Origin of the sequence: Mucilaginibacter sp. 22184 (assembly GCF_052045695.1) — a bacterium.
In the GTDB taxonomy this organism is placed as follows: domain Bacteria; phylum Bacteroidota; class Bacteroidia; order Sphingobacteriales; family Sphingobacteriaceae; genus Mucilaginibacter.
The window spans coordinates 432886-459172 of sequence record NZ_JBQEPI010000007.1; the positions used below are offsets into that span (position 1 = coordinate 432886).

The following is a 26287-nucleotide window of genomic DNA, read 5'->3' on the forward strand; positions in this document are numbered from 1 at the left end:
ATAGCAATGGGCTATGGCTGCTCACAAAGCTTTTTCAAAATATCCAGCGTAACCGTCCAGTAAAAATCAAGATGTTTATAGATCACTTTGTTTGGAAAGTTACTTAGGGTTAGTGTTAACGTTGTTCCCCCTTCTGCTGGGTTTAGTACAAAACCAACTATGGTGTAATTCTCAGGCACGTCTGGCAAGCCAGAAAGTGTGCTCCAATAATTATATTGAAATGCTTTAGCAGTTTCAAACTGTAGGATAGTGCCTTTGTTTTCAAAATTTATCCAATGTAAACTCCCTTTAAAAATGATGGGATTTCCCGTTTGCCAATCTGTGACCACCTGTAGTTCCGTATCAATCATCCATTGTTTTATCAATTCCTGATCTGTCAAGGCTGTCCATACTTTTGTAACAGGAGCATGGATTACAGCTGTCTTAATTATTGATTTATTGGCCGGGTAGTCAGTCATTATTATAGCTGATTCAGTAATTGGGAAAAAGAGCGTTAGATTTTGATTATAAGGTTTTTGTAAGAATTGCTTTCATGATAGCTGATTTATAAATCAGGGGTTGCAGGGGGGAGTGGATTACAAATTACGCGTTTATTTTACACCTTGGCTTTCTTTATGAGTAAGGCCCCAATGCTCCAATTGCTGCCATACGGGTATCAGTTGTTCGGCGCTGCTGGTAAGCCTGTATTCAACCCGAGGTGGTACTTCGGCATAAATAGTTCTGATTACTAAACCGCTTTGTTCCAATTCTTTTAAATGCAATGTCAGCATACGGTCTGTAATCCCCGGGATGATTTTTTTTAGTTCGCTAAAACGCAGGGAGCCTTTGCCTAATTTGTAAAGAATTATCAATTTCCACCGCCCGCCCAGTAGATCAACGGCATACATCATCCCACAGAAGTCAATTAGTTTTTCCCGATTGATATTATTAGTGGATGTGATTTTTCTTGTGCTCATAACTTACATTTTTGTGTGCCTCATACAATTGGCCGTACATGCACAAACTTACTGATTAAGGGATAGTTTTGCCTGCGGTTTATTAAAAAACCGATATCAGCACTATGAAAATTCTTATTATATATGCCCATCCCGAACCTCAAAGTATGAACGGCGCTCTACTGAGCATCGCTATGGAAACACTTACCGCTGTAGGCCATGAGGTAAAGATATCTGACTTGTATGCCATGCAGTTTAACCCGGTTTCAGATCGATCTAACTTTACAACGGTAAACGATCCTCTCTTTTTTAAACAACAACAGGAAGAGGCATATGCAAGTCAAACAGAGGGTTTTGCAAACTTTATTGAGCAAGAGCAGCAAAAGGTAGAGTGGTGCGACCTCATGATCTGGCAGTTTCCGTTGTGGTGGTTCAGCGTGCCTGCTATTTTGAAGGGTTGGGTAGACCGTGTGTTTGCCATGGGGCGTTTCTACAAAAATGGCCACATTTATGAAAATGGCATTTTCCAGGGTAAAAAAGCGCTGCTCTCCTTGACTACTGGCGGACCAGAAGCTAACTATATCAGTGAGAGATATGGAGATCTTGATGTAATACTGCATTCATTGCAAAGGGGTATTTTAGAGTTTACCGGATTTTCGGTATTACGGCCCCACGTGATCTATGGAACGGAAAAACAATCAGCAGCAGAGCTTACTCTTAGGATAGAAGAATGGAAAAACAGGCTGCTAAATGTTTTTGAAGAAGATCCCATTGCTGTTGGAAACTATCAAGATTAAGTGGTGTTATGGTCACGTTATCAGAGTCAATTCATTTGCATTGATATTAACTAGGACAGCCAGACACCCAAGAATAACACATCGCAATTATTATGTTGTTGCTAACAGGAAAATTTCTCCGCTCGCTGGTAAAAGGCTATCAGTCCGGTTTGCAAAATAAAGCTGCTCCATATCCTTTGCCGATGTTGTTTTTGCTTGCTTAAATCTCGCTTCCTTGGCCAAGGCTAATATTTCATCAGGCGTAAAAAAGCTTACAAATGGCGTACCGGCTTCGCGGGCGCCTTTCTCTGCTATTTGTTGTAAAAATTTATCTTCTTCATCCAGCAGATCCATTGGCAGGTAAAAAGCCACAGCCAATATGGAACCTGCTGCAAGTGTTGCCAGCTGCCTTAAGGTAGTAATGATAGCCTCTTTGCTAAGATACAAGCTAACGCCGGTGCAAGCCACAACTGCTGGTTTATTAAGGTCAAATCCCGCTTTTAACAATTCATCCCACCAGGAAGAGATCTCAAAATTAACAGAAACAAAATGTAGCCAATTGGGAGCACCAAAGCCCAGTTCAGTCAACCGCTGCTGTTTCAGGGTTTGTGTATCGGGTTGATCAATTTCATATACCTGTAGTTTGGATGCAATGTCTGGCTGTCGTTGGGCAAATGTGTCAAGCCCGGCACCAAGGATAACATACTGATTGATCCCTTGTGCGCTTTCTTTAATAATCAGATCCTCAATAAAACGGGCCCGGGCTACAATGGATGCCCGCAACCGTTTGGTGAACTCCGGATGCATATCGGGTCGCTGTTGCCAGTCGTTATTTGGAGCTACTAGTTTTAACCCTACTTCATCATCAATAATGTGTGGAAGGGCATCAATTTCAACATGCATGGCTCGCCATAAAGCTGTTCGCACGGCTGTATTGTCGGGTTCTATTATTTTTTTGTTGTGTTCCATATAGGCGAAAATGCCGCCAACCTTTATCAGCGTCACTTTTATTAAATTTAAGATTTATTTTAACGAATGCAGGCTAATTAAATACAAAGGTCTAACACAGGTAAAAGTTTCAGAGAAAAAAATAATAAAAAAATTTGCGTAGTTAAATGGCTACATTTATATTTGTAGTCAAATGACTACGCAATGAATTTAAGACGAGACGTATTTCAGGCCATAGCCGACCCAACAAGAAGAGCCATATTGCTTTTAGTTGCTTCACAAGCTTTAACTGCGGGCGCAATTGCCGCCAATTTTGACACCGCCAGACCAACAGTTTCCAAGCACTTACAAATACTCACCGAATGCGAATTATTGGAACAGAAACAAAATGGAAGGGAAATTTACTATCACATAAACGCGCAAAAAATGAAAGATGTAGCCGACTTTATTGAACCATTCCGCCAAATGTGGGATGACAGATTTAACAAACTGGAAGCCATTATGAAAAACTATCAATCCAAAAAATAAACTGATATGGAACAAAAAACAAAGATCCATGCCGAAAATGGCAAACAGGAATTAGTGATTACCAGGGAATTTGATTTGCCATTGGAATTGCTTTTTAAAGCTTACGAAGAACCAGAGATTGTGGAGCAATGGATGGGGACAAAAGTGCTTAAACTGGACAATCAAAAACATGGCGGTTACCAGTTTGAAACATCAGATGCTAAAGGAAACGTAGTTTTTAGGGCAAATGGTACCATTCATGAGTTTGTTCCTAACCAGAAGATCACCCGGACATTTGAAATGGAGAATACTCCATTTGATGTTCAAATGGAGTTTCTGGAATTTGAATCACTCACTAATGATACCAGCAAACTCACCATGCATATCGTATACAGATCAATAGCGCTTCGGGATCAAATATTACAGATGCCTTTTGCCCAGGGTATCAATATGGCGCATAACCGCTTGCAAAACGTCGTAAACCAATTAAAATAATTTAAAATGGAAAAGAAAAAAACGCTTTGGTATTGGATAGTTACGGTAGTATTATCCTTCTTTATTTTTTCTGGAGGATTAGCACAGGCCTTGCGGGTAGAGGGGGTGGTACAAGGTTTTAAACCTTTGGGATATCCTACTTATTTTATTGCGCTAATAGGTATTTGGAAAATGCTGGGCGTAATTGCCATATTAGTTCCCAAATTTAAGTTGCTAAAGGAATGGGCGTATGCAGGCATCTTTTTTGTAATGAGCGGTGCTGTAATTTCACATATTGCCAGCAACGATATCTCAGCGCAAATCATTGCGCCGTTTGTGCTTGCCATTTTTGCGGTTTTATCATGGTACTTGAGGCCGGCTGACAGAAAGATCATTTCGGTTAATTAGCAATTGACCTTATATTTAAATTAACATACCTGCCCCAACAGGGATATTGTATAAACCAAACCATATGAAGAGCAATAAAAAACAATTATCATCAGAACAATCTGAAGAATTACTCCGTACATTGAAAATCCGTTTTGAGAAAAACATGAACCGTCATAAAGGTATAGCCTGGGCTCAGGTAGAAGCAAAGCTGGATGCCGAAAAGCTATGGATACTTGATGAAATGGAAATAACCGGCGGCGAACCGGATGTTGTTGGCTATAATCAAAAGACAGATGAATACATTTTTTATGATTGTTCAGCCGAAAGCCCTAAAGGGCGCCGGAGTATTTGTTACGATCATGAAGCACTGGAAGCCAGGAAGGAACATAAACCAGGAAACAGTGCTGTGGAAATGGCGCGTGAAATGGGTATTGAGCTTTTAACAGAAGAGCAATATCGGGAGCTGCAGAAACTGGGGAAATTTGATATCAAAACATCAAGTTGGGTAAAAACACCTGCCGATATCAGAAAACTGGGTGGAGCGATCTTTTGTGACCGTAGGTACGATACCATATTTGTATATCATAACGGTGCGGAGTCTTACTATGCCGCCAGGGGATTCCGGGGATCATTAAGGGTTTAAATTTTGTACTTAATTAAAATGACAACATGAATCCGAGAGTTGATTTTTATTTTAATAAGGCCCAAAAGTGGCAGGAAGAGCTGGAACAATTAAGAATGATAGTTCTGGACTGCGGGCTTACAGAAGAATTGAAATGGGGTTGCCCCTGTTATACTTTTCAGCAAGGCAACGTCCTATTAATACATGAATTTAAAGAGTATTGCGCACTGTTGTTTTTTAAAGGTGCCTTATTAAATAATGCCCATGGCATCCTGATTCAGCAAACGGAAAATGTGCAGGCGGCCCGCCAGATCCGGTTTACCAATGTGTTGGAAATAGTAGAGCAAAAATCTATCCTGAAAGCCTGTATTTATGAAGCCATAGAGGTGGAAAAAGCCGGTTTAAAGGTGGAATTGAAGCAGACTGATGAATTTCCTATGCCGGATGAATTTCAAAGTAAGTTAGATAGTATTCCGGCCCTGAAAACGGCCTTTGAGGCGCTAACACCTGGACGGCAAAGGGCGTATATCCTCCATTTTGCTAAACCCAAGCAATCCAAAACCCGGGAGGCCCGGGTCGAAAAATATATGCTGCAAATTCTTAGTGGCAAAGGATTGAATGATGAGTAATAATTTTACTATCCCTATTGCAGCGTGAAGTAAACCCCGCTGTTTCTTATATTTGGGCTATTGTTTTCATAAAAACAAATGCATCCGCTTATACAACACATTCAAAAAGTTACTTCAACTCCCGGGATAGAAGGTGATATGATATTATCTTTTTTTGAAACAAAAGTATTTAAGAAAAAGGATATTTTACTGGAAGAAAATAAGCGTTGTTTGTTGTATTTTTTTGTGGTAAAAGGATGCCTGCGTTTGTATTTTACAGATTATAATGGAGTGGAGCAAACACTGCAATTCGCATTAGAAAATTGGTGGATGACGGATATTAATGCTTTTCGAGCGGGCCAGAAATCAGGATACACCATTCAGGCGCTGGAAGCGACGGAGGTTCTGACCATTACTGCACCCAATTATGAATTGATGCTCGCGAAATTCCCGATCATCGAAAACTATTTCCGCTTAGTATATGAGCGGGCATACGCAGCATCATTGCTTCGTGTCCGGATGATCTCCAGGATGCCCAAGGATGAGTTTTATGACCTCTTTCAATCCAAATACCCGGAATTTATTCAGCGCATCCCGCAAAAAGTACTAGCATCTTTTTTAGGCTTTACACCGGAGTACCTGAGCGAATTAAGAAAAAAGAAAGTAAAGAAGAAAACCAATTCATGACCGAACAATTATATCATCATATTCAAAATCTCGTTCCCAATTTTAGGATACAGCAGCAAGATATAGCTCCATTTTTCCAAACCAAATCGGTGAAAAAGGAAGAACTGCTTTTGACAGAAAATGAGATTTGCGATACTATTTACTTTGTTAATAAAGGCTGCCTGTACTTGTTTTATGAAAATAACAATGAAAAACAGGTAATACATTTTGCCTTAGAAAACTGGTGGATAACAGATTATAAAACCTTTTCCGATACTAAACCTGCTGTTTATGCAATTGCTGCAATGGAAGATTCGGAGATTACCTGTATAAGCAGGCAAAATTATGAGGCATTGTTGTTACAATATCCTTTACTGGCTTTGTACTTCAATAAAATTCATGAGCGGGCTTACGGGGCGGCTTTATACAAGCAAAAAACATTTGCTACCGTATCTAAAGAGGAATTCTATCGCTACTTCAGAATTACCTATCCTGAACTGATTCGAAGAATTCCCGATGCTATTTTTGCCAGTTACATGGGTGTTTCCTCAATAACTTTAAAGACCTATCAGGAACTCTACGTTTCTTAAACCAGCTTAAGTTTTCCCGGCACAGCTATCTCCATCTTTGTACTATATAATTAACCTTAAATAGTACAGATCATGAAAATAGTAGTTATCGGCGGTACCGGCCTTATTGGTAGTCAAACAGTAAATCAGTTAAAACTTAGCGGACACGAAGTAATTGCAGCCTCACCCAACAACGGTGTAAATACACTTACCGGCGAAGGTTTAAAAGAAGTGCTGCAAGGGGCCCAGGTAGTGGTGGATTTATCAAACTCACCTTCATTTGCAGATGATGATGTGATGCACTTTTTTAAAACCGCCAACGAAAACCTGTTACCTGCAGAAAAAGCAGCGGGCGTACAGCATCACATTGCCTTATCGGTAGTGGGTACTCAAAAACTACAGGCCAGCGGTTATTTCCGTGCTAAGCAGGTGCAGGAAGATATGATCAAAGCATCGGGCATTCCATATACTATAGTTCATGCTACGCAGTTTTTTGAATTTGCCGGTGGTATTGTTCAAATGAGTACGGTTGATGGCAAGGTGATACTACCGGCAGCCAACATTCAGCCCATAGCCAGTAAAGATGTGGCGGCTTTTATGGCCCAAACAGCATTACAACAGCCTGTTAACAAAACCCTGGAAATAGGAGGCCCCGAAAAATTCGACATGGCTGTATGGGTAAAGCAATATCTGCAGGCAACCCATAAAAGTTACAATGTGGCATCCGATGCAAATGCCCTGTATTCAGGAGCACCGATAGAAGCCGATACTATAGTGCCGGAAGCTGCTGTTTTTCTGGGAAAAACAAAATATGCCGATTGGATCGTGATACCTGAAAATCAGCGGTAAGAATAACAATCAAAGGCTTGGTACAGCTATATATCGGGCCTTTGTATTCACACTATTTGTATCAATTGCTAAAAAGTAAAAGAATGAACAGCGAACAATTAATTGAACTAACCCAAGAGCTCATTTATGAGGCCACGCATTTTAATGTGCCATACGTAAAGCAAATTTATGCAGATAATTTGCTCATAGTTAAAGTTGATAAAAATGGGGTTGTAGATACCATGAACAAAGAGCAGCTTGTTGGCTTTGTTCAGGGGAATAGCGATGTAAACGCAGCACCCTTCTCTACCAAAGCCGAGTTTCATTACGCTGTTTGTGATGATAACATGGGCATGGTGGTGATGACCCGCGATTTGGAACTGAATGGAAAACCAGATCCGAAATTCTTTACCTTGATCTGGGGACACTCATCCGGAAAATGGCAGGTTGTCAAAGAATCATCCGTAGCGCGCAGCTAATGCAAGAGCCCGATACAGCGATGCATCGGGCTCTTGTTATATCCCCAAAATAGGTGAAGTTCTTATTATCTCCGTTTACTTAAATTTATAGCCCTTTCTATTCGTGGGCGATTATATCGCTGAAGAAAAATTGGATAAAGGTTTAGTATAACATTTAGTACAAGCAGCCATAAGGATCTGGAAAAGCCAAATTTGAATGCCACGAAAACATTAAATCCCAGTACGATAAACAAGATAATCAGGTGATCCAATTCGGATTTTTTTGTTTGATAGTGTAAATCCATCAAAGCCTGGGTGTTTTTTTCTATAGGATTTGATTTTCTAACCAACTTTTCCCACCCAATCCAAACCAGTAATTTTCTGAAAAAATTTGTTCCAAAACGTTCGTATATTTTTCCTCCCCGTTCCCAGGCCTTAGTGTTAAAGTACGAAGAAGTGAGTGGGCTTTTTAGTGTTTGGGTAAAAGCAAGTACACATAGCATCAATAAAAAATTTAGAGCCCAGGCGAATGAAAAACTATCCGCCCTGATATAGCAAACTATAGCGTAAACTGAGCCAGTGGTAAGTGTGGCAATTAAAGTTAGAATTAATGTCTTCCTCATTGATTTTGTACGCTTTTATTTAGAAGTTCGATTTTTAATCTCGATATTGATTTTGCTCAAACTAATTATAGCCGGTAAAAAGGCTAAAGCACAGGATATGGGAATTGCAGCCAGAATCTTAGGCGTTTTTAGCTGTAAATGTGAGATAAAGCAAAATTATAAAGGCGGCAAGCATCACCAGCCCCAAACCTAACAATGTACCTTGTATAATCTGCTTTTTTTTATCTAGTTCTTCAATTGATAATTCGGTAAGTGGAATTACTTTTTTCATGATTTTAGTTTGGTTAATGTGGTGTATTATATCTTCGGCAGCGCAAATATACAATATGTCACCAAATGGTGATATAGTATTTAAAAATTGATTGCGTAATTTTCCGCGACAGTCTTTAGCTTACCATATGGAACAGAAAAAAGAACCTCAGTTAACCAGAAATAAAGAAAAGAGCAAGCAGAAATTTTTGGATGCAGTACAAAAAATTCTCCATACCAAAGGTTTTTCCGGATTGAAGGTAAACGATATTGCACATGAAGCGGGGCTCGACAAAAAACTGATGTACAATTACTTCGGGGGGCGCGATCAATTGATAGATGAATACATCCGTTCGCAGGATTTCTGGAGCAATGTAAAAGAAGAATCAGTAGGGCCGACTATATCTGATGGAGGAAAAGCACTCTCTAAAACGATGCTCATATCCCAGTTTGATTATGTTTTCAAGAATAAACAATTTCAGAAAATTCTGCTCTGGGGGTTGATAGAGAACAGGAAATCGTTAAAAAAACTGGCTGATAGCCGCGAAGAAAATGGCGCCATACTATTTGAAAATATTACCGATCCTCATTTCAAAGGAAATGCAAAACGGTATCGGGCTATCATGGCTTTGCTGATATCTGGAATTTATTATCTGGATATTTATGCAAGCACCAACGATTGTACGTTTTGTGGCCTGGACCTTAAAAGCCAGGATGGGAGAACCGAAATTGAAGAAGCCATATCCTTTTTAATTGATAAAACCTATGAGTAATGTTGTAGATAAATAAGGCCTAAAGTAAATGTACCCAATCTCTTATTAAACTAATACAAGGAAATAATTAAATAAAAATGCAAACTTTGTAAATAAAAACTTGACACTATGCATCTTATCCGAAATCTCCTCCCGGGAAAACGCAAGTACATGTTCGGATTGATATTGCTCTCGTTTATCCCAATAATTTGCGTGGCTTTCAGTATGACCGGCAATGACGATTTTGATATCGCCAGGAGGGAGATTTTGCTCCGCAGGATCGGACATGAATTACTCTTACAGTCGGGCGACAGTACGTCAAGAGTGCTTCCGGTAAAAAAGATCGCCGAAAATGAGTATCAGATCAGGTTTGAGCGTGAGCTTACTTTTCAACCAGGCTCCCTGGTGAATACTACCCGGCGTTTGTTAGCCAAAGACCCCCTTGCAGGTGATTATGTTGTCAACGTTTTGAACAGTGACAACGCCAGTGTGGCTTATGGATACGCTATATCAAAAAATAAAAAAGATGATATCGTGGCATGTATAGGAAGAGAGCAGCCCAAAGCACGTTATATGATCAACATCAAATTCAAACCGAAGGGCATAAGTATAGTAAAGAATGAATTTTTGCTGGGCAGTTTGCCATTTTTAGCATTTGTTGGTTTCATTTTTTTGAGATCTGCTAAGCCCCGGAGAGCTCTGGCTGACGATCAGCGTACTAATATATTCACTTTGGGCTCGGTGTTATTCGATGAAAAGAACCGGAAGCTCATCATAAACGGACAAACAATTGACTTGACCGGAACAGAAACACGTTTGCTGTTCATTTTCGCGTTATCTCCTAACGAGACTATAGAGAGAGCCCGGCTGCAAAAAGAGATATGGGAAGACGAAGGTGTTATTGTGGGGCGCAGTTTAGATATGTTCATATCAAAACTTAGAAAAAAACTGGAGCCAGATCCTGATATAAATATTGTTGTTATACGCGGTAAAGGATATAAGCTGGAAATTAGCTCTTAACAACAGCCTCACCCAAGCCTTGTGCTGGCACACGAGCACGCGACATGCGTGCGCCAGCAAAGAGCAAACTTGCATGCCATATTTTGAATATAATGAAAGGATTAAAGAAACTAATAGGACAAATATTTCCACCCTATAAATTTAAGATTCAGCGGCAGGAGTGGACACTTTTAGTAGATACTTTGATTACCAATTTACCGGATGACTATCAAGAATTAAAAGAGCAACGCCAAAGAACCCGGCTCTACGGCTTAAGCGACTGGATTTTATTTCCGGGGTTTATGTTTATAACCATTGGTTATGATGAAAATGGGCATAGAGAATTCAAGAAGCGTAGAACGAGTTATCAACTTTCCGGTCAGCGAATTTTTTCAAAAAAATTGAATGATTACACAAGTGTTGATTTCCTGATTAAAGAAAATCTATTAGCTGGAATAAGGATAGAGAATTCAAATTATGAGATCGAAGAGTTTGATTTAAAAAGAGTTCAGAGTCAACATCTCGAACGTACCCGGATCGAGTTTCCGCCTTCCGATTTGGATCTATTTTATGATGGGCTTGATGATCAAATAAAAAGTAAACTGAACCCTGAAGATATATTTGATATCGATTTTAATAACCGAAAATTTTACGCTTTCTATGACCTGAAAGATGGGAACTATCTTGCCACTGATAAAAAGCTAAATGTGTACTCTCTTGTTCATGATGCGAAACCTATGGCTAAGAAATTGAAGTATTCCCTTTCCGAAATTCTTGATGACATAATAGCAGAAAATTTTGATAAGGGAAAGCACTTAGAAGAAAGATATAGAACGATGGCATAAAGCCCTCGCTTCTCTCTGTTGGCGCACGCGTATGTTGAATAGTTTTACGCTCAAACATCCTTTATGCTTTAATCTTATATTTAAATTATGCTTTACTATTTTTTACCATCATTATCTTATATTTAGATTCTAAACTTTAATATTCAATAATCAATTAGTGGCAACATTTACGCTTATCACAGGCATTTTAATATCAGCAATTGTTTCAGCTCTTTTTAGTGAGTCAATAGTTCAAGGTTTAGGCAAACTTTTATCAAAAATTGATTTGCCACAAAGAGCAGATATAGAAGGATTATGGCATGTGGAATTTACCATGAGCCATAATGGTGAGTTAGTTACATATAGAGAGGCCATAAATGTTGTAAAAAGACTCGGTACAATTTACGGATATAACGTACCTGACGCAGAAAATCATGAGTTACTAAAGCTGGTTGAATTAAACGAACCATTAAGAATAAAAGCTATTATAATAGATAATAGATTTATTACGGGTACATGGTATCATCCGGATAGGAAATCCCGGTTTCACGGCTCATTCCAACTAAAGCTGGGATTGTCTGGTAAAAGTATGAAAGGTGTTTGGACCGGTTACCGGGAATCTACAAATTTAATAGAATCAGGTGATTGGCTTTGGACGCAACGGAATACTAATATATCTTAATCCATAGCCAGTGTTATCATCGAACCATAAAAACAAACCCCGATACGCCAGTATCGGTGGTTTGTACTCGGGACGATACAGATTTCCAAACACTTTATTGAGGATTTAGAAGTCTTAATGCGTTTAACTGTTTATCCAAACGTTTATTGAATATAAAACTGATACCACTAACAGCCCTTTTTATGAGTAGGTATTATAGGACTTGGAATTTTTCAACATCCTTTATTTGGTATGGCATAAATCACGTTGCCTGAAACAGATAAATTGAAGCCTCTATTTTCTACAGATGGAAGTAGCAGTTTCCATGTTTTGCCCATATCTGATGATCGGAATATACCATCTGAGCGACCACATATTAAATAGTTACCCACTTGTTTGATTGATGAAATATTCAATGAATATTGAGGCCCTCCTATTTTTTTCATTAATAAACTACTCCAAGAAGGCTGAAGTTCTTCACCTATGTCATTCCAGGTTTTTCCACTATCCAGTGAAATGTGTATGGTGTTGGTTTGGGTTATCATGTTGTAGGCTATAGCAGCAAATCCTCCATCAATACGTTCCACGGCGACACCAGTACCCCCTTCACTAATCACACGATCCCAGTTTTCACCATCATCGGTCGATCTTAATATTCCCTGTGTGCTGGCAGCCAGGAGTACACCGTTTGACTCTACCATTTTCATTACCCAGCCTACAACATGCACATATTTCCAGGTTTTTCCACTATTGGTGGATTTAAAAAGGGCGTTGTTGGAGCCGATGAAAACTGTGCCTCCCGTAGTTTCAAAAACGCTGGATACTTGTTTCTCTTTATAATTCGTGTACATCCAATCTATCGTTCTGTTAAGACGTACGGCCTGCTCTTGAAAATTTGTGTACATGGGCGACCAATCACTCTTTCCGTTTATCTTTTGTAAAAACTGTCCCCTGAAACTATATACAAATATCCCATTCTTGCCAGGGGCAATCTCACGCTGTTCACCAGGGAAGATCTCTTTTGTCCAAAAAGTAGTTGTGGCATTTGGTTCACTGTGATAAACCCCATTACCGGTACGCAAATAGAGCCCACGGTCATTTGCAAATAAACCATGACTCCACACACCTTCTTTCTGCAATTTTTCAGGCAGCCCTTTGCTAATGTCCTGCCATGTTTGTCCGCCATCAGTAGATCTGAAAACGATGTTTGCAAGCCCTGATTTAGTCCCTGCTGTTGTTTTCTTCCCCGCTTCCTTTTCTTTTAGTACAAAAGAGTTTAGGAGAAATAATACCAGGAGGGTGGCCGGAACAAACACAAATAATTTTTTCAATTTTTTATTTTTCATGTCCTATAAATTTGATGCAACAAATCTACTTTGATGTTTTTCGGCTTAAGTAATCAGGATTGTAAATTAAAATGTAAACTTTGTAAATAAATAGTAAATGGAATGTATTATGGTCGAAAAATGCTCTGTTGTAAAGGCGCTTTCGATGTTAGAGAGCCTATATGAAGATGGAGACATCATATGGCAAAAACCTACAATTTTACTAATGTAAAAAATAACGATATTCAGAAGTGGGTATCGAACCGGTAGAAAACACCCAAGAAGATATCAGAAATTTAGCCCATGGTCAGTCTTATCACCGCACCATAAAAACAAAATCCCCGATACGCCAGTATCGAGGCTTTGTACTCCCGACGATACAGATTTCGAACCGTTTTTTGGAAGATTTGCAAGTTTTATTGCGCTTAAGTGAATGAAACGGATTTTTTGTATCAGGCGACGGGAAACTTATTGAAACGTGGGAATGTCACCAAAAGCCACTACTTGCCCCTTTGTCAAGTTGTACCTAATGGAAAGCGCTTTGCAAAAATGGTTGTTTTTCTGGATGAAATAGCTGCACCAGCGGCCGTTGCCTGTTGAGTATGTCCGCCAGTTGATTGAGCCGCCTGGCACCTCTATGGCTTTCCAATATATGTGTATTATGGAATTTGGAAAACAGTTTGTGAGTTTTCTCCTATTTAAATAATTATTCGCACTTACCGTCTGCCTTGCGAATTAAGCTTATCTAGGCATCTCATCTTTGATCATTAAACCCATGGTCATGAACAAACTACCTACTACAAATGGTCAACAGACCGCTGCTTCCAATAGTAATTATTCTCGTAGAGTCAGACAACTTCGCGAACATCCCCGGCAACAAATCCGCAAATTATTACGGTCGTTCACACCGCTGATCAAAAATCCAAATATTAACGAAAATCGTTAAGCCGAAGGTATTCAAATGCTGGTGGTAAGGTCATTTTCTGCATTCGCCAGAATGCAGCAAGATGGATTTTCGTATACGAAAATCATCTTGCTGCCCTTACGGTCAGGCCGGCGCTCGGAACTCGTGCCGTCTGGAAGAGCATTTAAAAACTATTATCATGCCCAGGAAAAAGTTAGAGAACCCGGAAGAAATACTGAGCCATCCCATCATCGTGCGGGTGACCGAAAAGGTATTTCTAAAGCTGGAGAAGTTGATGAAAGAGAGCGGTTACCAAAGCATTGGCGAAGTAGCGCGGATGATCCTGTCAGATCAGCCCATCAAATGCTTTTACGTCGACGTTTCTATGAACGCGCCAATGGAGCAGCTGGCCCTGATTCGCAAAGAACTGAAGGCCGTCGGCATCAACATCAATCAACAGACCCGGTATTTTCATCAAAGCCGGACTGATGCGCAGAAAGGCTTTTATGCTTTAAAGACCGCGGGGTTATACCAGCAAGTAGGGCAAAAGACCGAAGAGTTATTAAGAATTGTCAATGCTTTAGCCGCGAAATGGTTGCAAGATTCGTGAACGGAAAAAATATCAGGGGGATGCTGCACTACAACGAAAATAAAGTGACTAAGGGTGAAGCACGGCTTTTGTTAGCCAGCGGTTTCGCGGGAGATATCAGTCAGTTCAGTCTTGAGCAAAAGCTGAAGCGATTTGAACAGCTGACCATACTCAACAGCCGCGTAAAGACAAACGCGATACATATCTCACTGAACTTCGACCCTCAGGATAAACTGAACGCGGAAAAACTGCAGCTGATCAGTATGGCTTATATGGAGCGAATCGGTTTCAGCGATCAGCCGTATCTGGTTTACCAGCACACCGATGCTGCTCATACACATGTGCACATCGCTACGGTGAATGTGCAATCGGATGGTCGCCGTATAGACACGCATGGTATCGGCTGGCGCTTATCCGAACCGGCGCGGCAAGCCCTGGAAAAAGAGTATGACCTGGTAGAAGCCAAAGGCAAAACGCTGAGTGACCGGTTCACCATTAAGCCCGCCGCTATTGAAAAAGCTCACTATGGCAAGACGCCGACCAAAAGAGTGATCACGCAGGTGGTGAGTGCGGTGATCCAGGATTATCGCTTTACCTCGCTGGCGGAATTCAACGCGGTATTGCGGCAGTTCAATGTGGTAGCCGACCTTGGAGGCGAGCAGACGGTGATGCGGAAAAAGGGAGGACTGCTGTACAGTCTCATCGACGGGAAGGGCCGGCAGGTCGGTGTACCGATCAAAGCCAGTGCTATTTATAACAAGCCAACGCTCGTTAATCTGCAAAAAGAATTTGAACGCAACCAGGGAAGACGGCGGCAATACCGGGAGCCGCTGAAGAAAGCCATCGAACAGGTATTTAAAAACCATAACGGTCTGACCAAAAATACGTTTGTCCGGGAGCTGCGTGAGCGAAACATCACTGTGCTGTTCCGCAGTAATGCGCAGGGCTTCACTTACGGGGTGACGTTCATCGATAACCGCAACCGAACAGTATTCAATGGCAGCGATCTGGGCAAGGGTTATGGCGCGAACGCTTTGCTGGAACGCTTTGGCTCCGTCGATAAACCACGATGTTTATCGCCATCGCCAATACCGGCTAGCCAATTCAAAGAAGAGGCAGAGCAACAACTCCGCTGGATACCGCGATTATCGGTAGTTTCTAACCAAGCACAAGTGGCGCCAAGCGTCGGTCGAAAGAAGAAGCGACGCAAAGACAAACAACAGGATCAGGGACTAAACCTATAAAGCGATGCAAACGGGAGAAGATAGCCAGGGCCTGCGTAAGATCATTGAGTTCACCCGGCTGATTAGTATTTTTATACTGGCCATTCATTTTTATACAAGCTGTTATAAGGCCTTTGAAAGCTGGCACTGGACGGCTGCCATTACGGATCGTATAGTTGGCAATATCGCCAGGACGGGCTTGTTTATCAACTGGTGGCGGCCTAAGCTTGCCGGCTTGCTTTGCTTGGTCATTTCACTGATCGGTGTGAAAGGCAAAAAAGAGGAAAGGCTGAACTGGAAAAGCTGCATGGCCTGTCTGTTGAGCGGGCTGTTGATCTATTGGATCAGCATACTGGCTTTTTACCTGCCTGCCAGGTTGAATTTGGTTGCCATCTGTTACATGGGATTGACGGCCACTGGCTATTTGCTTTTCATGACCGGTGGGGTCTGGGTGACACGATTGCTGCGGGAAAAGCTGGACAAGGATATTTTTAATAAGGATAATGAAACTTTTCCCCAGGAGGAGCGCAAGCTGGAAAATGAATATTCGGTTAACCTGCCTGCAAAATATAACTTAAAAGGTAAGGTTAGGGAGAGCTGGATCAATGTAATCAATCCCTTTAGAGGGTTACTGGTGGCGGGCACACCGGGTGCGGGGAAAAGCTACTTTATTATACGTCATATCATAGACCAGCACATCAAAAAAGGCTTTTCGATGTTTCTGTATGATTTTAAGTTTGACGATTTAAGCAAGATCGTTTATAATACGTTGCTGAAATATCATCATCATTACCAGGTCCAGCCGCGTTTCTACCTCATCAATTTTGACGACCTGTGCCGTACGCATCGCTGCAACCCACTTGACCCGCTAAGTATGTATGATATCACCGATGCGACCGAAGCCAGTCTAACGATCCTGTTGGGACTAAACCGCGAATGGATCAAGAAACAAGGTGATTTTTTTGTCGAGAGCCCAATCAACTTTTTGACGGCGATCATCTGGTACCTGCGCCGATATGAGGAAGGTAAATACTGCACTTTACCGCATGTGATCGAACTGATGCAAGCGGATTATGATGAATTGTTTCCCATCCTGAACACACAGCCAGAGGTAAGGGCCCTTATTAACCCGTTCATTTCAGCGTATAACCGGAATGCCCTGCCGCAACTGGAAGGTCAGGTAGCCAGCGCTAAAGTGGGGCTGGCACGTTTAGCCTCTCCACAACTATACTATGTATTATCAGGTAATGATTTTACGCTGGATATCAATAATCCCGGGGCTCCCAAAATTGTTTGTATGGGAAATAATCCACAGAAATTGCAAACTTACGGTGCCGTATTGTCCTTATATATATCCCGTATGATTAAGTTGGTAAACCGCAAGGGGCAATTGAAAAGCAGCCTGATCTTTGACGAGTTCCCGACCATTTTCTTTAATAATATAGATGGTCTCATTGCTACGGCCCGCAGCAATAAAGTGGCTACAACGCTTGCCGTGCAGGATTTTAGCCAGCTAAAAAAAGATTATGGGGCTGACCAGGCGGACGTGATTACGGGAATTATCGGCAATGTTATTTCGGGCCAGGTAACCGGTGATACGGCTAAAAAGCTGTCTGAGAATTTTGGTAAGATCGTACAGGATAAGAACAGCATGACCGTCAATAGCACCGATACCTCCATTTCAAAAGCGACTCAACTGGATTATGCGATACCCGCATCAAAAATAGCGACCCTGTCATCAGGTGAATTTGTAGGTATGGTGGCGGATAATCCGGATCAGCCGATGGAGTTGAAAATGTTCCATGCCCGCATCCGGCAGGATCACGCGGCGATGGCCAAAGAAGAAGCGGCTTTTAAACCGATTCCTAAAGTGACTACGGTGACCGAAGAAGATGTGCTGGAAAATTATCTGTCTATTAAAGCGGATATTGGACATCTAATCCGCTCGGAAATGGCGTTAATAGAGGCGAAGCAAACACCGGATGAAGGCGGGGGGAAGACAACTGGTCAGGATGATGATACCGGACATACGCTGTCTATGTAATTCCTATAAGGGGTAAACGTTTATCCAGTTCCATTGTTTTTTCAGCTAAGGTATTAATGCGAAGATATACTAGGGCTCTGGAAAATTGTTAACGTAACAGACCCCTATCAAAAAAGCCTGTTCCGGAAAAGAACAGGCTTTTTTGATGAGATCTCATATCCATTATTGTATCCCGATAATTACCAGATTACTCAATCGCATGCCCAGGGTATTGCAATTGCCGGAAGCCAGCCAGCGTCCTCCTCTTGAACAGCTAGATGGTTATGGACAAGTTATGTTTCTATGAGATCAAATTGTTGAAATGTTGTTTGGATTGTATCCACTTTTCTTCTGGGAGATTTTAACATGTTTGCTGGCCGGCTGAAAGAATAGCGTTTTTGTCATTATGGAGCAGGATAAAATAGACTTCATGGGTGGCTAATATTTTTAGTAATAAGATTGGCGCGACTGATACGGAATAATTATATTCGCCTCCATGAAAAGAATGATTCTTACCGTATTGTTCAGTGTAAGCATTTTGACGCTGATATCTTGGGGCTTTAAAGGGCACCGTGTTGTGGCCGCCATTGCTCAAAAACATTTAACTAGTAATACGGCCTATAATGTTTCCGCTTATTTGCGCGGTGAAAGCATGGCCGAGGTAAGCACCTGGGCAGACGAGAATCGCAGTAATATCACTGCCCCCTGGCATTTTCTCAATCTGCCATTGGGATTGAATCACGACCAATTTGCGAAATTTGTTTCACAAAGCGATGGTAACGTATATACAGCTATCGTAAAAACAGAGGCGCAATTAAAGGATAAAAGCCTGACTGCCGATCAGAAAAACGAGGCCTTGAAATACCTGATCCATCTGATCGGTGATGCTCACCAGCCGATGCATGTCAGTCGTAAGGAGGATAAGGGTGGTAATACGGTCCAGGTCCGTTTTGAGGATAAGGGTACCAATCTGCATAGCCTATGGGATAGCAAGCTTATTGACCATGAAGGTCTGTCATTGCAAGATATGGCTAAACAGTATGATACGGCTACATCAGTGGAAATTAAAAAATGGCAGACAGATAGTCCCATGGAATGGTTATGGGAAAGCTACCGGATCAGCAGTGAGCTATATGCCGGGGTTAAACCAGGGCAGACGATCGATGAGGCTTATTATCAAAAATATATTCCGGTTATTCATCAGCGGATCGAACAGGCTGGCATCCGCCTGGCTGGTGAATTGAACAAGCTTTTCAATGCTGAGGCGGCCCCGTCTGCTCCTGTTTCCCAAGCTTTGCAAGACAGTGCCAAAGGCAATAGTGGGATTATAGGACAGATCGATGCCAAAGACGCGGCAAAGTATGTTGGAAAGACGGTAAGCATGACCGGCAAGATCTATAGTGTTAAAGATATTGGCAGCATGATCTTAGCGAATATGGGCGCGGCTTATCCGAACCAGTCGCTGACACTGGCGATCAAAGGAGCGGCTAAAGCAACAGGAGCGGGCTTGGAGGGTAAAATAGTGACGGTTACCGGCGAAGTAATCGAGTATAAAGGTAAGCCGGAGATGGTCATAACCGATAAGAGCCAGATGAAATTCTGATGAACGAGCCGTTTATCCTCGAGATCAATTACCAGGATCAAATACTGGAATTGCCGGCTGCTTTCCAGCGTTATGGTTATACCTATCGGATTGCGGTATCGATAGCTGATATAGCCTATGTGTTCGAGCCTGATGAGGCGGGAAATTACCAGGCGCTGAAGACAGGTACGTCGCAAACCCTGCCGGATACCGGATTGCTGCAAGCTATTGCGGAAAAATTACAGAAGCTTTGATTGTTGTGAGGCGTATTGAAAAAATAAACCGGATAAAACAGAAAATCGTAAAAGTTCATCAAGGGCAGGTATCCAGCCAATGGTTCTTACTATAGTATGGAGGAGACCATGAACCATATGCAATGGATCAGAAGCATGGTTTGAGCGATGATCACTTTTATTGAGGAACGTATAAGTAAGCCCCACGTGTTTGTGTACTTCAAAGGTGAAGATAAGAGATCAACATGCTCCTGGAGCGAAACCCTCTGATTTCTACTAGCTCATTTTTGTCAAAATCATAAAACACTTCGGCATAATAATCATCGACTTTATACAGGAGTATCCGTTTCCCGCGCTCTTCCCGTACCGCCAGGAACTGTCCCTGCCAGACATATTGTGCCTTTTCGTGCAGCGCCAAGCCGATAAATTGAAATAGGGTCATGTGGTTTTAAAACTGTGTAACAGGGCCGTTTTTACTTTTTGCATATCCTGCTCCAGCATCTGATAGAGCAGCTCATACTGGCCACACAGATCAAATATGGCTAAGTTGTATTGCCCCAGAAGCAATTCCTGCTCTTCTTTCTTCGCCTTGTTCAGTTGATCGGCAATATCGAGTGTTTTGAGGTATAGCGCATGCGTCCGGGTATTGGTGTCGAGAATCTCATCCAGGGAGAGCGAAACTTGAAAATACAGGCTGACGAGGTTGTGTTTCCAGTTTTCCGTATTTAACTGTTCCAGGCGGGCATCCAGCTTTTTTATCTCTTTTTGTAAATAGGCAAAACTGGCATCGCTTCGGTTTCGGTTTGTCCAGTAATTGATGTTTTTTTTTACCTGGGCCATCGTCTCGCCGGTCATGAAATAATAAGCCTCTGCGATCTCGATTTGCTTATTTCTTAACTGATTTTTCAAATCCGTGCCGGATTTTCTTTTATCGCTGATATAGGCGAAAAAGCCCGTTAGGGTCTGGGTAAGTAAAGCACCCGCAAGCCCGGAGAAGGCGCTCACTGCTATTAAGGTATTATTATCAGGCATGATTTCCTATTCTTGGAACTAAATTACTAAATATATTAGTAATAAAGGTGTGTATTTAAAAATATAAAGCTGTTTATTGTGAATGCCGGTCTAAGGTGATGGATGGATGGATGGATGGATGGATGGATGGATTTCAGATTATCGTATAAAAGTTTCATGGCCTGTGGCACTAGAAGCTATAAAGACAGCCAGAGTGGAGAACCGCCCAATTGATCGGTTGGGGTGATATCCGGATCCACCAGGAGTCCATTGACTTCTTTTTGCGTTTTTTTTGTATTAGCTGGCCCCCCCCGGGTAGCGACCTGCGGCCCGTTATAGGCGCGCCAGCAATGGCGGAAAGATAAGTTTTGATCCGATTGTTGGGGTGTGAGCAGGGCGCCATAGCCGACATAGAGTCCTGGCGTGTATCCGGCGGCAGATACGGCTTGGTCATCATAATATCACGCCAGGCTTCTTTTGCCATAGCACCATCAGTCCGCACATTTTTATTGCATATGCTATTACTCTATAACCACCATCTTAAAATGTGCAATACTTCATAATGCTTACACTCTCACCCTGTCATGCAATTTGAGATCGCAAAGTCGTGCATCACGGAACCTTTCTCTGTCTTTAATAGCATTCCGCTACGCTCCATACAATTAAACTCAATCGGGTCTCATGTTAGGCTCACCTGCTTCTCGTAAACCGCTTAGAAAGTGTTACACCGTTTGAGTTCTCTCCCACCAGCCATTTATCAAACATTCCGCCACTTTCTTGTGAAGCATTCTGTGAAGCCGCTTTTTAAGCTCGCCCTTCACAGACGGTTTTGTTCGCAGGCGGCTCGCAGAGAATATTAACAATTGTTTTAAATGAGATGTTAAATATTATTGAAGGCTATTTGTTTGAATTGATAAATAATTATATTTGAAGCACCTGAACAATAGTATATGACTAAATTATCACAGTAAGAAATCTCCAGCCATTAGCCTTCAGAAGGCTTCAATCAAACAGCATTTACTCATTACATAATAGTTTAGCTTCAATCTAATACAGATTGATTTTGCCTATACATTTTTATCAAACTTTTAGCCCTTTTATATCATGAAGAAACTGATCTTTTCACTATTTCTATTTTTAAGCTTTTCATCATTAGTACACGCTCAATGGACCACTAATGGCACTATTACTTCAACAAGCAATTCCATTGGCATCGGCACAACTACACCACAGTCGTTATTGCATATTGTTGGAGCCGGAACCTTTATCAATCAAAGCACACAGTTTGATGCGAAATCATTGATCATCCAGTCTAATAATGGAGGACGAGGTCTTGCCAATGGGGCGCAATTGGAATTTGTTATTCCTGCAAATACCGACGGTTCTAACCCCTGGGGGCAAGCCCGAATTATTACAGTTGCTGGTAATGGTAACACCAGCGATGCTACCGGAAAGATGGTTTTGGGTACCCGGAGAATGTTTAATAAAGTTGGGTCAGGTGCTACCTGGTATTACGGTGATGATATCACTATCGATGGAGGAGGTAACGTTGGTATAGGAACAACGACTCCATCTGCTTCATTAACCGTAGACCCTCAAGGACCCGGAGGAGTGGTGATAGGTAATTCAAACACAGGAGCAGGTGGGTTTACCTCATTGCTGCTAAAAATTTCTGCAAAACAAAACGGTTATTCAACGATTGAAAGCATTCAAAGTTCCGGCTCTACCCTTGGTAACTTGTTTTTAAATCCAAATGGAGGCAATGTGGGCATCGGAATTACTGACACAAAAGGATATAAATTCGCCGTAAATGGAAACGTTATTGCTACATCCGTAACTGTCAAAGCAGCGGGTACCTGGCCTGATTATGTTTTCAAAAAAGATTATCAGTTACGCCCATTAAGCGAAGTAAAAGCATACATCGACCAGAATCAGCATTTACCCGAAATACCATCAGATCAAGTCATAGCTAAAGAAGGATTGAATTTGGGAGAGATGAATAAACTGTTGATGAAGAAAGTGGAGGAGTTGACTTTGTATTTAATTGATAAGGATCAAAAGATAACTGACTTACAAAATCAGATTGACGTGATTAAAAAACAGATTGCAAAATAAAACTGATCAAGAACTTACCATATGAGATTTAAGTCGTATTTTTTGCTCATTCTAAGTTTGGGCTATCTGCAGTGCTTTGGCCAAACTTCAGGGCAACTCACCCCGGCTGATTTTACGAAATTGAATAATATACTTCCCCCTTCTCCGACAGCATTTGAGCTTGGTAAATACGGCGGTATCAATGCGTCCAATATATCTGGTGCGGTTAGTAAGCAGATACCTCTTTTTACCTATACAGCAGGACACTTAAGTGTTCCTATAGCCTTGTCTTATACATCCAACGGTATTAAGGTGGATCAGATAGGAACCCGTGTGGGCATGGGTTGGAATCTGGAAATTGGTGGGATGATCAGCCGGGTAGTTTATGATCAGCCGGATGAACTTGGTCAGCCGCTTTTACCCCCCACAGATCTGGTTACGCCCTCTGACAGCCTTTTAAACTTTTTTTTATCGGCTACAAATCAAAGTGGCTTATTTGATACCCAGCCGGATGTTTATAGTTTTAATTTTGGCGGTTTTACGGGCAAATTTATCATTACTGATGGAACGGTGAGGCTAATAACGCATTCGAACATCAAAATTGAACCAAACATAGAAAATTACAGCTTCCGGGTGACTACATCTAATGGCGATAAATATTATTTCGGGGGCACTAATGCTACGGAAAGTTCACGGAATGACAATAACTGCAATACGCACTCGCCGCAATACATTAAGAACGCCTGGTTCCTCAGTAAGATTGTAGCCTATACTGGAGAGGTGATCAATTTTACATATGGTCAGGGTACTAGTACATATCAGGCAGGTATTAATCAGGTCATGATGCGTAAAATAGCGTCAGGTTGTACCTTATGTGCCGGCTTACCTTCGCAATGTAATGACTTTCCTGATCAAACCTGCCAAAGTTATGTATCCAATCATTTTGTTTACCTAACCAATATTACATCATCCATTACTGGCAATGTCAAATTGGACTATAGTTCCCGGCAGGATGTATACGGTGAATACCTGCTGTCCCGAATTAGATATTTTTCGAGTACAGACAGTTCTACATTGTTAAAAACGTATAATTTCAACTATTTAAAGGCTACACCGGGTAAGGTTAATTCTGCAGATCAACTCGATGTCCGTTATTTCTTAAGTGCCGTTTCCGAGGTTTCTGGAAACGGATCAGAGATGCATCAACATACTTTTGCATATGATGATGTATACGGATTGCCTTCCCGTTGTTCTTATAGCCAGGATTATTATGGGTATTATAACGGTAAAACCAATAACCGTTATATGATTCCAAAACTGCAAAGCTTAGATGGTTTTCCTACTGATCTAGCAGATCGAACACCTGATTGGCAGTTTGCAAAAAAGGGTTTGTTAACACGTATTGTTTATCCTACAGGGGGACGTGATTCTATTAGTTATGAATCGAATACTATTTTTGGCAATCTGGTAACTCCAGCTCCTGTATTCAATGTAAATATTAGTGGTTTAGGTTCGGGTACAAGAACAGGAGTTCCAGTTACATCGTCAACATTTACTCCCCTGCTTTCACAATATGTTCACATTACGAGTACTTGTGAATACAGGGGACAAGATACTCCTGATCCCAATATCTTGCCTTACCTGAAAACACGCACTGAGTTGCTGGACCTGACCAATGGACAGACCATTTCGATCAGAGAATCCACCTATATAGGGGAAAGTTACCTGGATAGTACCCTGGTTACCGGAGGGCATAACTATGCTCTCCGAATTACTCCCTACGGCGGTAATACGTATGGAAGTGCTGCTGCATATTATCGGAATACCAATCCAGTTGACACTCCCGCAAACCTACCTCAAGCCGGGGTTAGGGTTTTGCGGATCATTACTGCTGATAATAGCGGCGTTAATCCTCCGATTGTAAAACGAATATATTATGGCGGGGAAGGTTCGGGCTATCAATTCTCTACGGGTCTTACCTCTTCGGGGCCGGAGTATTACATGCATATTAAAACACAGGATGTTTGCCAGGGCCCAACTGGTCCGGGTGGAAGTCAAGGAGGGAATGGATTTTCTGTTTATAACTGTGAGTATAATGCTTTATATTCCAACTCGGTATTAACAACCTATTTACAGGACAGCCCTGTCCAATATCGGCAGGTGACTGAAAGCAATGGGGAGAACTTTGAAAACGGTGGCATAAGCCACACTTATCTGACGGATCAGGATACACCAGGCCCGGTGATCTGGGGGGAGCGTATAACTTCCGCTCCGTTGAGTAATTTCGGAATCATGAATGGATTGGAAATTCAAACAGCAACACTCGCTAAGAATGGTACACAACTGGTTAAAATAAAAACAAGCGCTACGCACTATAAAACAGCGCCTTCTCCTGCTTTTGAGGTTAAAGGCTATGTGGTTAATAAGAAATATAATGCGGCCCTTATCGGTGCAGGTGAAACCTCGCTTAGATTAGCACAATTTGATGCGTTATCCTATTCAATATTTGGTAAATGGTTTTATGCTGATACCGTAACAACGACTACCTACGATAAGCAAGGATTGAACCCGGTTACGGAGACTGTTATGTACAGTTATGATAATCCGGTACATGCTTTACCGACTGCGATCAAAACAGTTACTTCCGATGGCAAGACCAGTTTATACAGATATCAATATCCGCCAGATGTAAGTTCAATTACTGGACTGGATGGAGGGCAGATTAATATTCTTAATACGCTTAACAGTCTAAACCGGATTGATCAATCTGTTAAAGTTGTTAAAACGCTAAACGATGCTCCTGTTTTTGCTGCAAAAACACATTTCCAAACCTGGCCGTCGAACCTGATCTTGCCGGATTCGGTTACTTTACAAACCCGAACTTATACACCAGAGCAGCGAGTGCAATTTTACAACTATGATCTTCGTGGTAATTTGTTGGAACAATCCAAAACATTAGGTGCCCATGAAGCCTATCAGTGGGGATATAATAATGTTTATCCAGTAGCTCAGGCAACAAATTCCAAATCCAATGATATATTTTATGATGGTTTCGAAGAAGGAAATGGGAACAGTACGCTGAATGATGGTAAGACGGGGCATTACAGTCATCTCAGTATTTATACCAAAGCCATAACCGGGCTAGATGCCGGGAGTTATACCTTAACTTATTGGCAGAAAGTATCAGGGACCTGGTCTTTTGTAAAAACACCTGTTACTGTGAGTGGCGGTACGTACACGATCAACTTGAATGCACAAATCGATGATGTGCGTTTTTATCCATCGGATGCCCAGATGACAACCTATACCTACGATCCCCTGATAGGTATGACAAGCATGACAGATGCCAAAGGCGAGACGACGTATTACGAATATGATGGTTTCCAGCGGCTGATGAATGTAAAGGATAAAGAC

Annotated in this window: 29 protein-coding genes; 21 read left to right on the plus strand and 8 right to left on the minus strand. The window is 41.6% G+C overall.

The window, feature by feature from the left end:
- Nucleotides 1–11: 11 nt before the first annotated feature.
- On the minus strand, nt 12–458 hold the full coding sequence (locus tag ACTJKG_RS17900) for an SRPBCC family protein (protein WP_172337999.1): 447 nt from the start codon (nt 456–458) through the stop codon (nt 12–14).
- A 132-nt stretch (nt 459–590) separates the two neighbouring features.
- Nucleotides 591–956 (minus strand): winged helix-turn-helix transcriptional regulator, encoded by a 366-nt coding sequence (locus ACTJKG_RS17905; RefSeq protein ID WP_172338000.1) that lies wholly within the window; start codon nt 954–956, stop codon nt 591–593.
- 104 nt (nt 957–1060) lie between these two features.
- On the opposite strand from ACTJKG_RS17905, the gene ACTJKG_RS17910 reads away from it, so the two are divergent.
- Nucleotides 1061–1732, plus strand: coding sequence for an NAD(P)H-dependent oxidoreductase (locus tag ACTJKG_RS17910; RefSeq protein ID WP_440739977.1), 672 nt, complete (start codon nt 1061–1063; stop codon nt 1730–1732).
- A gap of 90 nt (nt 1733–1822) precedes the next feature.
- Here the strand turns inward: ACTJKG_RS17910 and ACTJKG_RS17915 are convergent, their stop codons facing one another.
- Complete coding sequence (locus tag ACTJKG_RS17915) at nt 1823–2716, minus strand: class I SAM-dependent methyltransferase (RefSeq protein WP_440739978.1); 894 nt, start codon at nt 2714–2716, stop codon at nt 1823–1825.
- 147 nt (nt 2717–2863) lie between these two features.
- On the opposite strand from ACTJKG_RS17915, the gene ACTJKG_RS17920 reads away from it, so the two are divergent.
- The 9 genes from ACTJKG_RS17920 (at nt 2864) to ACTJKG_RS17960 (ending at nt 7802) form a co-directional block, all read left to right on the plus strand.
- Entirely contained in the window at nt 2864–3187 is a 324-nt protein-coding gene (locus ACTJKG_RS17920; protein WP_172338003.1) for an ArsR/SmtB family transcription factor, read from the plus strand.
- Nucleotides 3188–3193: 6 nt separating this feature from the next.
- On the plus strand, nt 3194–3661 hold the full coding sequence (locus ACTJKG_RS17925) for an SRPBCC family protein (protein WP_172338004.1): 468 nt from the start codon (nt 3194–3196) through the stop codon (nt 3659–3661).
- Between the two features lie 6 nt (nt 3662–3667).
- Complete coding sequence (locus ACTJKG_RS17930; protein ID WP_172338005.1) at nt 3668–4048, plus strand: DoxX family protein; 381 nt, start codon at nt 3668–3670, stop codon at nt 4046–4048.
- A 64-nt stretch (nt 4049–4112) separates the two neighbouring features.
- The gene (locus ACTJKG_RS17935) at nt 4113–4673 is read left to right on the plus strand and encodes a DUF4256 domain-containing protein (protein ID WP_440739979.1); all 561 of its coding nucleotides are present in this window, start codon (nt 4113–4115) and stop codon (nt 4671–4673) included.
- Between the two features lie 26 nt (nt 4674–4699).
- Nucleotides 4700–5281, plus strand: a complete 582-nt coding sequence (locus ACTJKG_RS17940) for a YdeI/OmpD-associated family protein (RefSeq protein ID WP_172338007.1) — start codon at nt 4700–4702, stop codon at nt 5279–5281.
- Between the two features lie 78 nt (nt 5282–5359).
- The gene (locus tag ACTJKG_RS17945) at nt 5360–5947 is read left to right on the plus strand and encodes a Crp/Fnr family transcriptional regulator (RefSeq protein WP_172338008.1); all 588 of its coding nucleotides are present in this window, start codon (nt 5360–5362) and stop codon (nt 5945–5947) included.
- Nucleotides 5944–6516: a Crp/Fnr family transcriptional regulator gene (locus ACTJKG_RS17950; protein WP_440739980.1), complete on the plus strand. Its 573-nt coding sequence runs from the start codon at nt 5944–5946 to the stop codon at nt 6514–6516. The genes ACTJKG_RS17945 and ACTJKG_RS17950 overlap by 4 nt, the downstream gene beginning before the upstream one ends.
- 72 nt (nt 6517–6588) lie before the next feature.
- Complete coding sequence (locus ACTJKG_RS17955; RefSeq protein ID WP_440739981.1) at nt 6589–7344, plus strand: SDR family oxidoreductase; 756 nt, start codon at nt 6589–6591, stop codon at nt 7342–7344.
- A gap of 83 nt (nt 7345–7427) precedes the next feature.
- Complete coding sequence (locus ACTJKG_RS17960) at nt 7428–7802, plus strand: hypothetical protein (RefSeq protein WP_440739982.1); 375 nt, start codon at nt 7428–7430, stop codon at nt 7800–7802.
- 65 nt (nt 7803–7867) lie between these two features.
- Here the strand turns inward: ACTJKG_RS17960 and ACTJKG_RS17965 are convergent, their stop codons facing one another.
- Both ACTJKG_RS17965 and ACTJKG_RS17970 read right to left on the minus strand, forming a co-directional pair.
- The gene (locus tag ACTJKG_RS17965) at nt 7868–8404 is read right to left on the minus strand and encodes a hypothetical protein (protein WP_440739983.1); all 537 of its coding nucleotides are present in this window, start codon (nt 8402–8404) and stop codon (nt 7868–7870) included.
- Between the two features lie 118 nt (nt 8405–8522).
- Nucleotides 8523–8675 (minus strand): hypothetical protein, encoded by a 153-nt coding sequence (locus ACTJKG_RS17970; RefSeq protein ID WP_172338012.1) that lies wholly within the window; start codon nt 8673–8675, stop codon nt 8523–8525.
- A 127-nt stretch (nt 8676–8802) separates the two neighbouring features.
- On the opposite strand from ACTJKG_RS17970, the gene ACTJKG_RS17975 reads away from it, so the two are divergent.
- The 4 genes from ACTJKG_RS17975 to ACTJKG_RS17990 all read left to right on the plus strand — a co-directional run bounded on the left by ACTJKG_RS17975 (nt 8803) and on the right by ACTJKG_RS17990 (nt 11910).
- The gene (locus tag ACTJKG_RS17975; RefSeq protein ID WP_172338013.1) at nt 8803–9426 is read left to right on the plus strand and encodes a TetR/AcrR family transcriptional regulator; all 624 of its coding nucleotides are present in this window, start codon (nt 8803–8805) and stop codon (nt 9424–9426) included.
- Nucleotides 9427–9534: 108 nt separating this feature from the next.
- The gene (locus tag ACTJKG_RS17980; RefSeq protein WP_172338014.1) at nt 9535–10425 is read left to right on the plus strand and encodes a winged helix-turn-helix domain-containing protein; all 891 of its coding nucleotides are present in this window, start codon (nt 9535–9537) and stop codon (nt 10423–10425) included.
- A 92-nt stretch (nt 10426–10517) separates the two neighbouring features.
- Nucleotides 10518–11249, plus strand: coding sequence for a hypothetical protein (locus ACTJKG_RS17985; RefSeq protein WP_440739984.1), 732 nt, complete (start codon nt 10518–10520; stop codon nt 11247–11249).
- Nucleotides 11250–11406: 157 nt separating this feature from the next.
- Nucleotides 11407–11910 carry a hypothetical protein gene (locus ACTJKG_RS17990; RefSeq protein WP_440739985.1) on the plus strand — a complete coding sequence of 168 codons (504 nt, stop codon included), beginning with the start codon at nt 11407–11409 and terminating at the stop codon, nt 11908–11910.
- Nucleotides 11911–12122: 212 nt separating this feature from the next.
- Here the strand turns inward: ACTJKG_RS17990 and ACTJKG_RS17995 are convergent, their stop codons facing one another.
- Nucleotides 12123–13235 carry a WD40/YVTN/BNR-like repeat-containing protein gene (locus tag ACTJKG_RS17995; RefSeq protein WP_172338017.1) on the minus strand — a complete coding sequence of 371 codons (1113 nt, stop codon included), beginning with the start codon at nt 13233–13235 and terminating at the stop codon, nt 12123–12125.
- Between the two features lie 1082 nt (nt 13236–14317).
- Here ACTJKG_RS17995 and ACTJKG_RS18000 point away from each other — a divergent pair.
- The 5 genes from ACTJKG_RS18000 (at nt 14318) to ACTJKG_RS18020 (ending at nt 19789) form a co-directional block, all read left to right on the plus strand.
- Nucleotides 14318–14728, plus strand: a complete 411-nt coding sequence (locus ACTJKG_RS18000) for a mobilization protein (protein WP_440739986.1) — start codon at nt 14318–14320, stop codon at nt 14726–14728.
- Nucleotides 14710–15951, plus strand: a complete 1242-nt coding sequence (locus tag ACTJKG_RS18005; protein ID WP_440739987.1) for a relaxase/mobilization nuclease domain-containing protein — start codon at nt 14710–14712, stop codon at nt 15949–15951. The genes ACTJKG_RS18000 and ACTJKG_RS18005 overlap by 19 nt, the downstream gene beginning before the upstream one ends.
- A gap of 4 nt (nt 15952–15955) precedes the next feature.
- A complete protein-coding gene (mobC, locus tag ACTJKG_RS18010) occupies nt 15956–17974 on the plus strand; it encodes a conjugal transfer protein MobC (protein WP_440739988.1) in 2019 nt (672 codons plus the stop codon).
- Between the two features lie 475 nt (nt 17975–18449).
- Entirely contained in the window at nt 18450–19556 is a 1107-nt protein-coding gene (locus tag ACTJKG_RS18015; protein ID WP_172338021.1) for a S1/P1 nuclease, read from the plus strand.
- Nucleotides 19556–19789 carry a hypothetical protein gene (locus ACTJKG_RS18020; protein ID WP_172338022.1) on the plus strand — a complete coding sequence of 78 codons (234 nt, stop codon included), beginning with the start codon at nt 19556–19558 and terminating at the stop codon, nt 19787–19789. Before ACTJKG_RS18015 ends, ACTJKG_RS18020 begins: the two co-directional genes overlap by 1 nt.
- 199 nt (nt 19790–19988) lie before the next feature.
- Here the strand turns inward: ACTJKG_RS18020 and ACTJKG_RS18025 are convergent, their stop codons facing one another.
- Nucleotides 19989–20210 carry a hypothetical protein gene (locus tag ACTJKG_RS18025; protein WP_172338023.1) on the minus strand — a complete coding sequence of 74 codons (222 nt, stop codon included), beginning with the start codon at nt 20208–20210 and terminating at the stop codon, nt 19989–19991.
- The gene (locus ACTJKG_RS18030) at nt 20207–20800 is read right to left on the minus strand and encodes a hypothetical protein (protein WP_172338024.1); all 594 of its coding nucleotides are present in this window, start codon (nt 20798–20800) and stop codon (nt 20207–20209) included. The genes ACTJKG_RS18025 and ACTJKG_RS18030 overlap by 4 nt, the downstream gene beginning before the upstream one ends.
- Before the next feature lie 1083 nt (nt 20801–21883).
- Here ACTJKG_RS18030 and ACTJKG_RS18035 point away from each other — a divergent pair.
- Nucleotides 21884–22894, plus strand: a complete 1011-nt coding sequence (locus ACTJKG_RS18035) for a hypothetical protein (protein ID WP_440739989.1) — start codon at nt 21884–21886, stop codon at nt 22892–22894.
- A gap of 21 nt (nt 22895–22915) precedes the next feature.
- Nucleotides 22916–26287, plus strand: a 3372-nt coding sequence (locus tag ACTJKG_RS18040; protein ID WP_440739990.1) for a hypothetical protein, incomplete at its 3' end; no start/stop codon positions are given.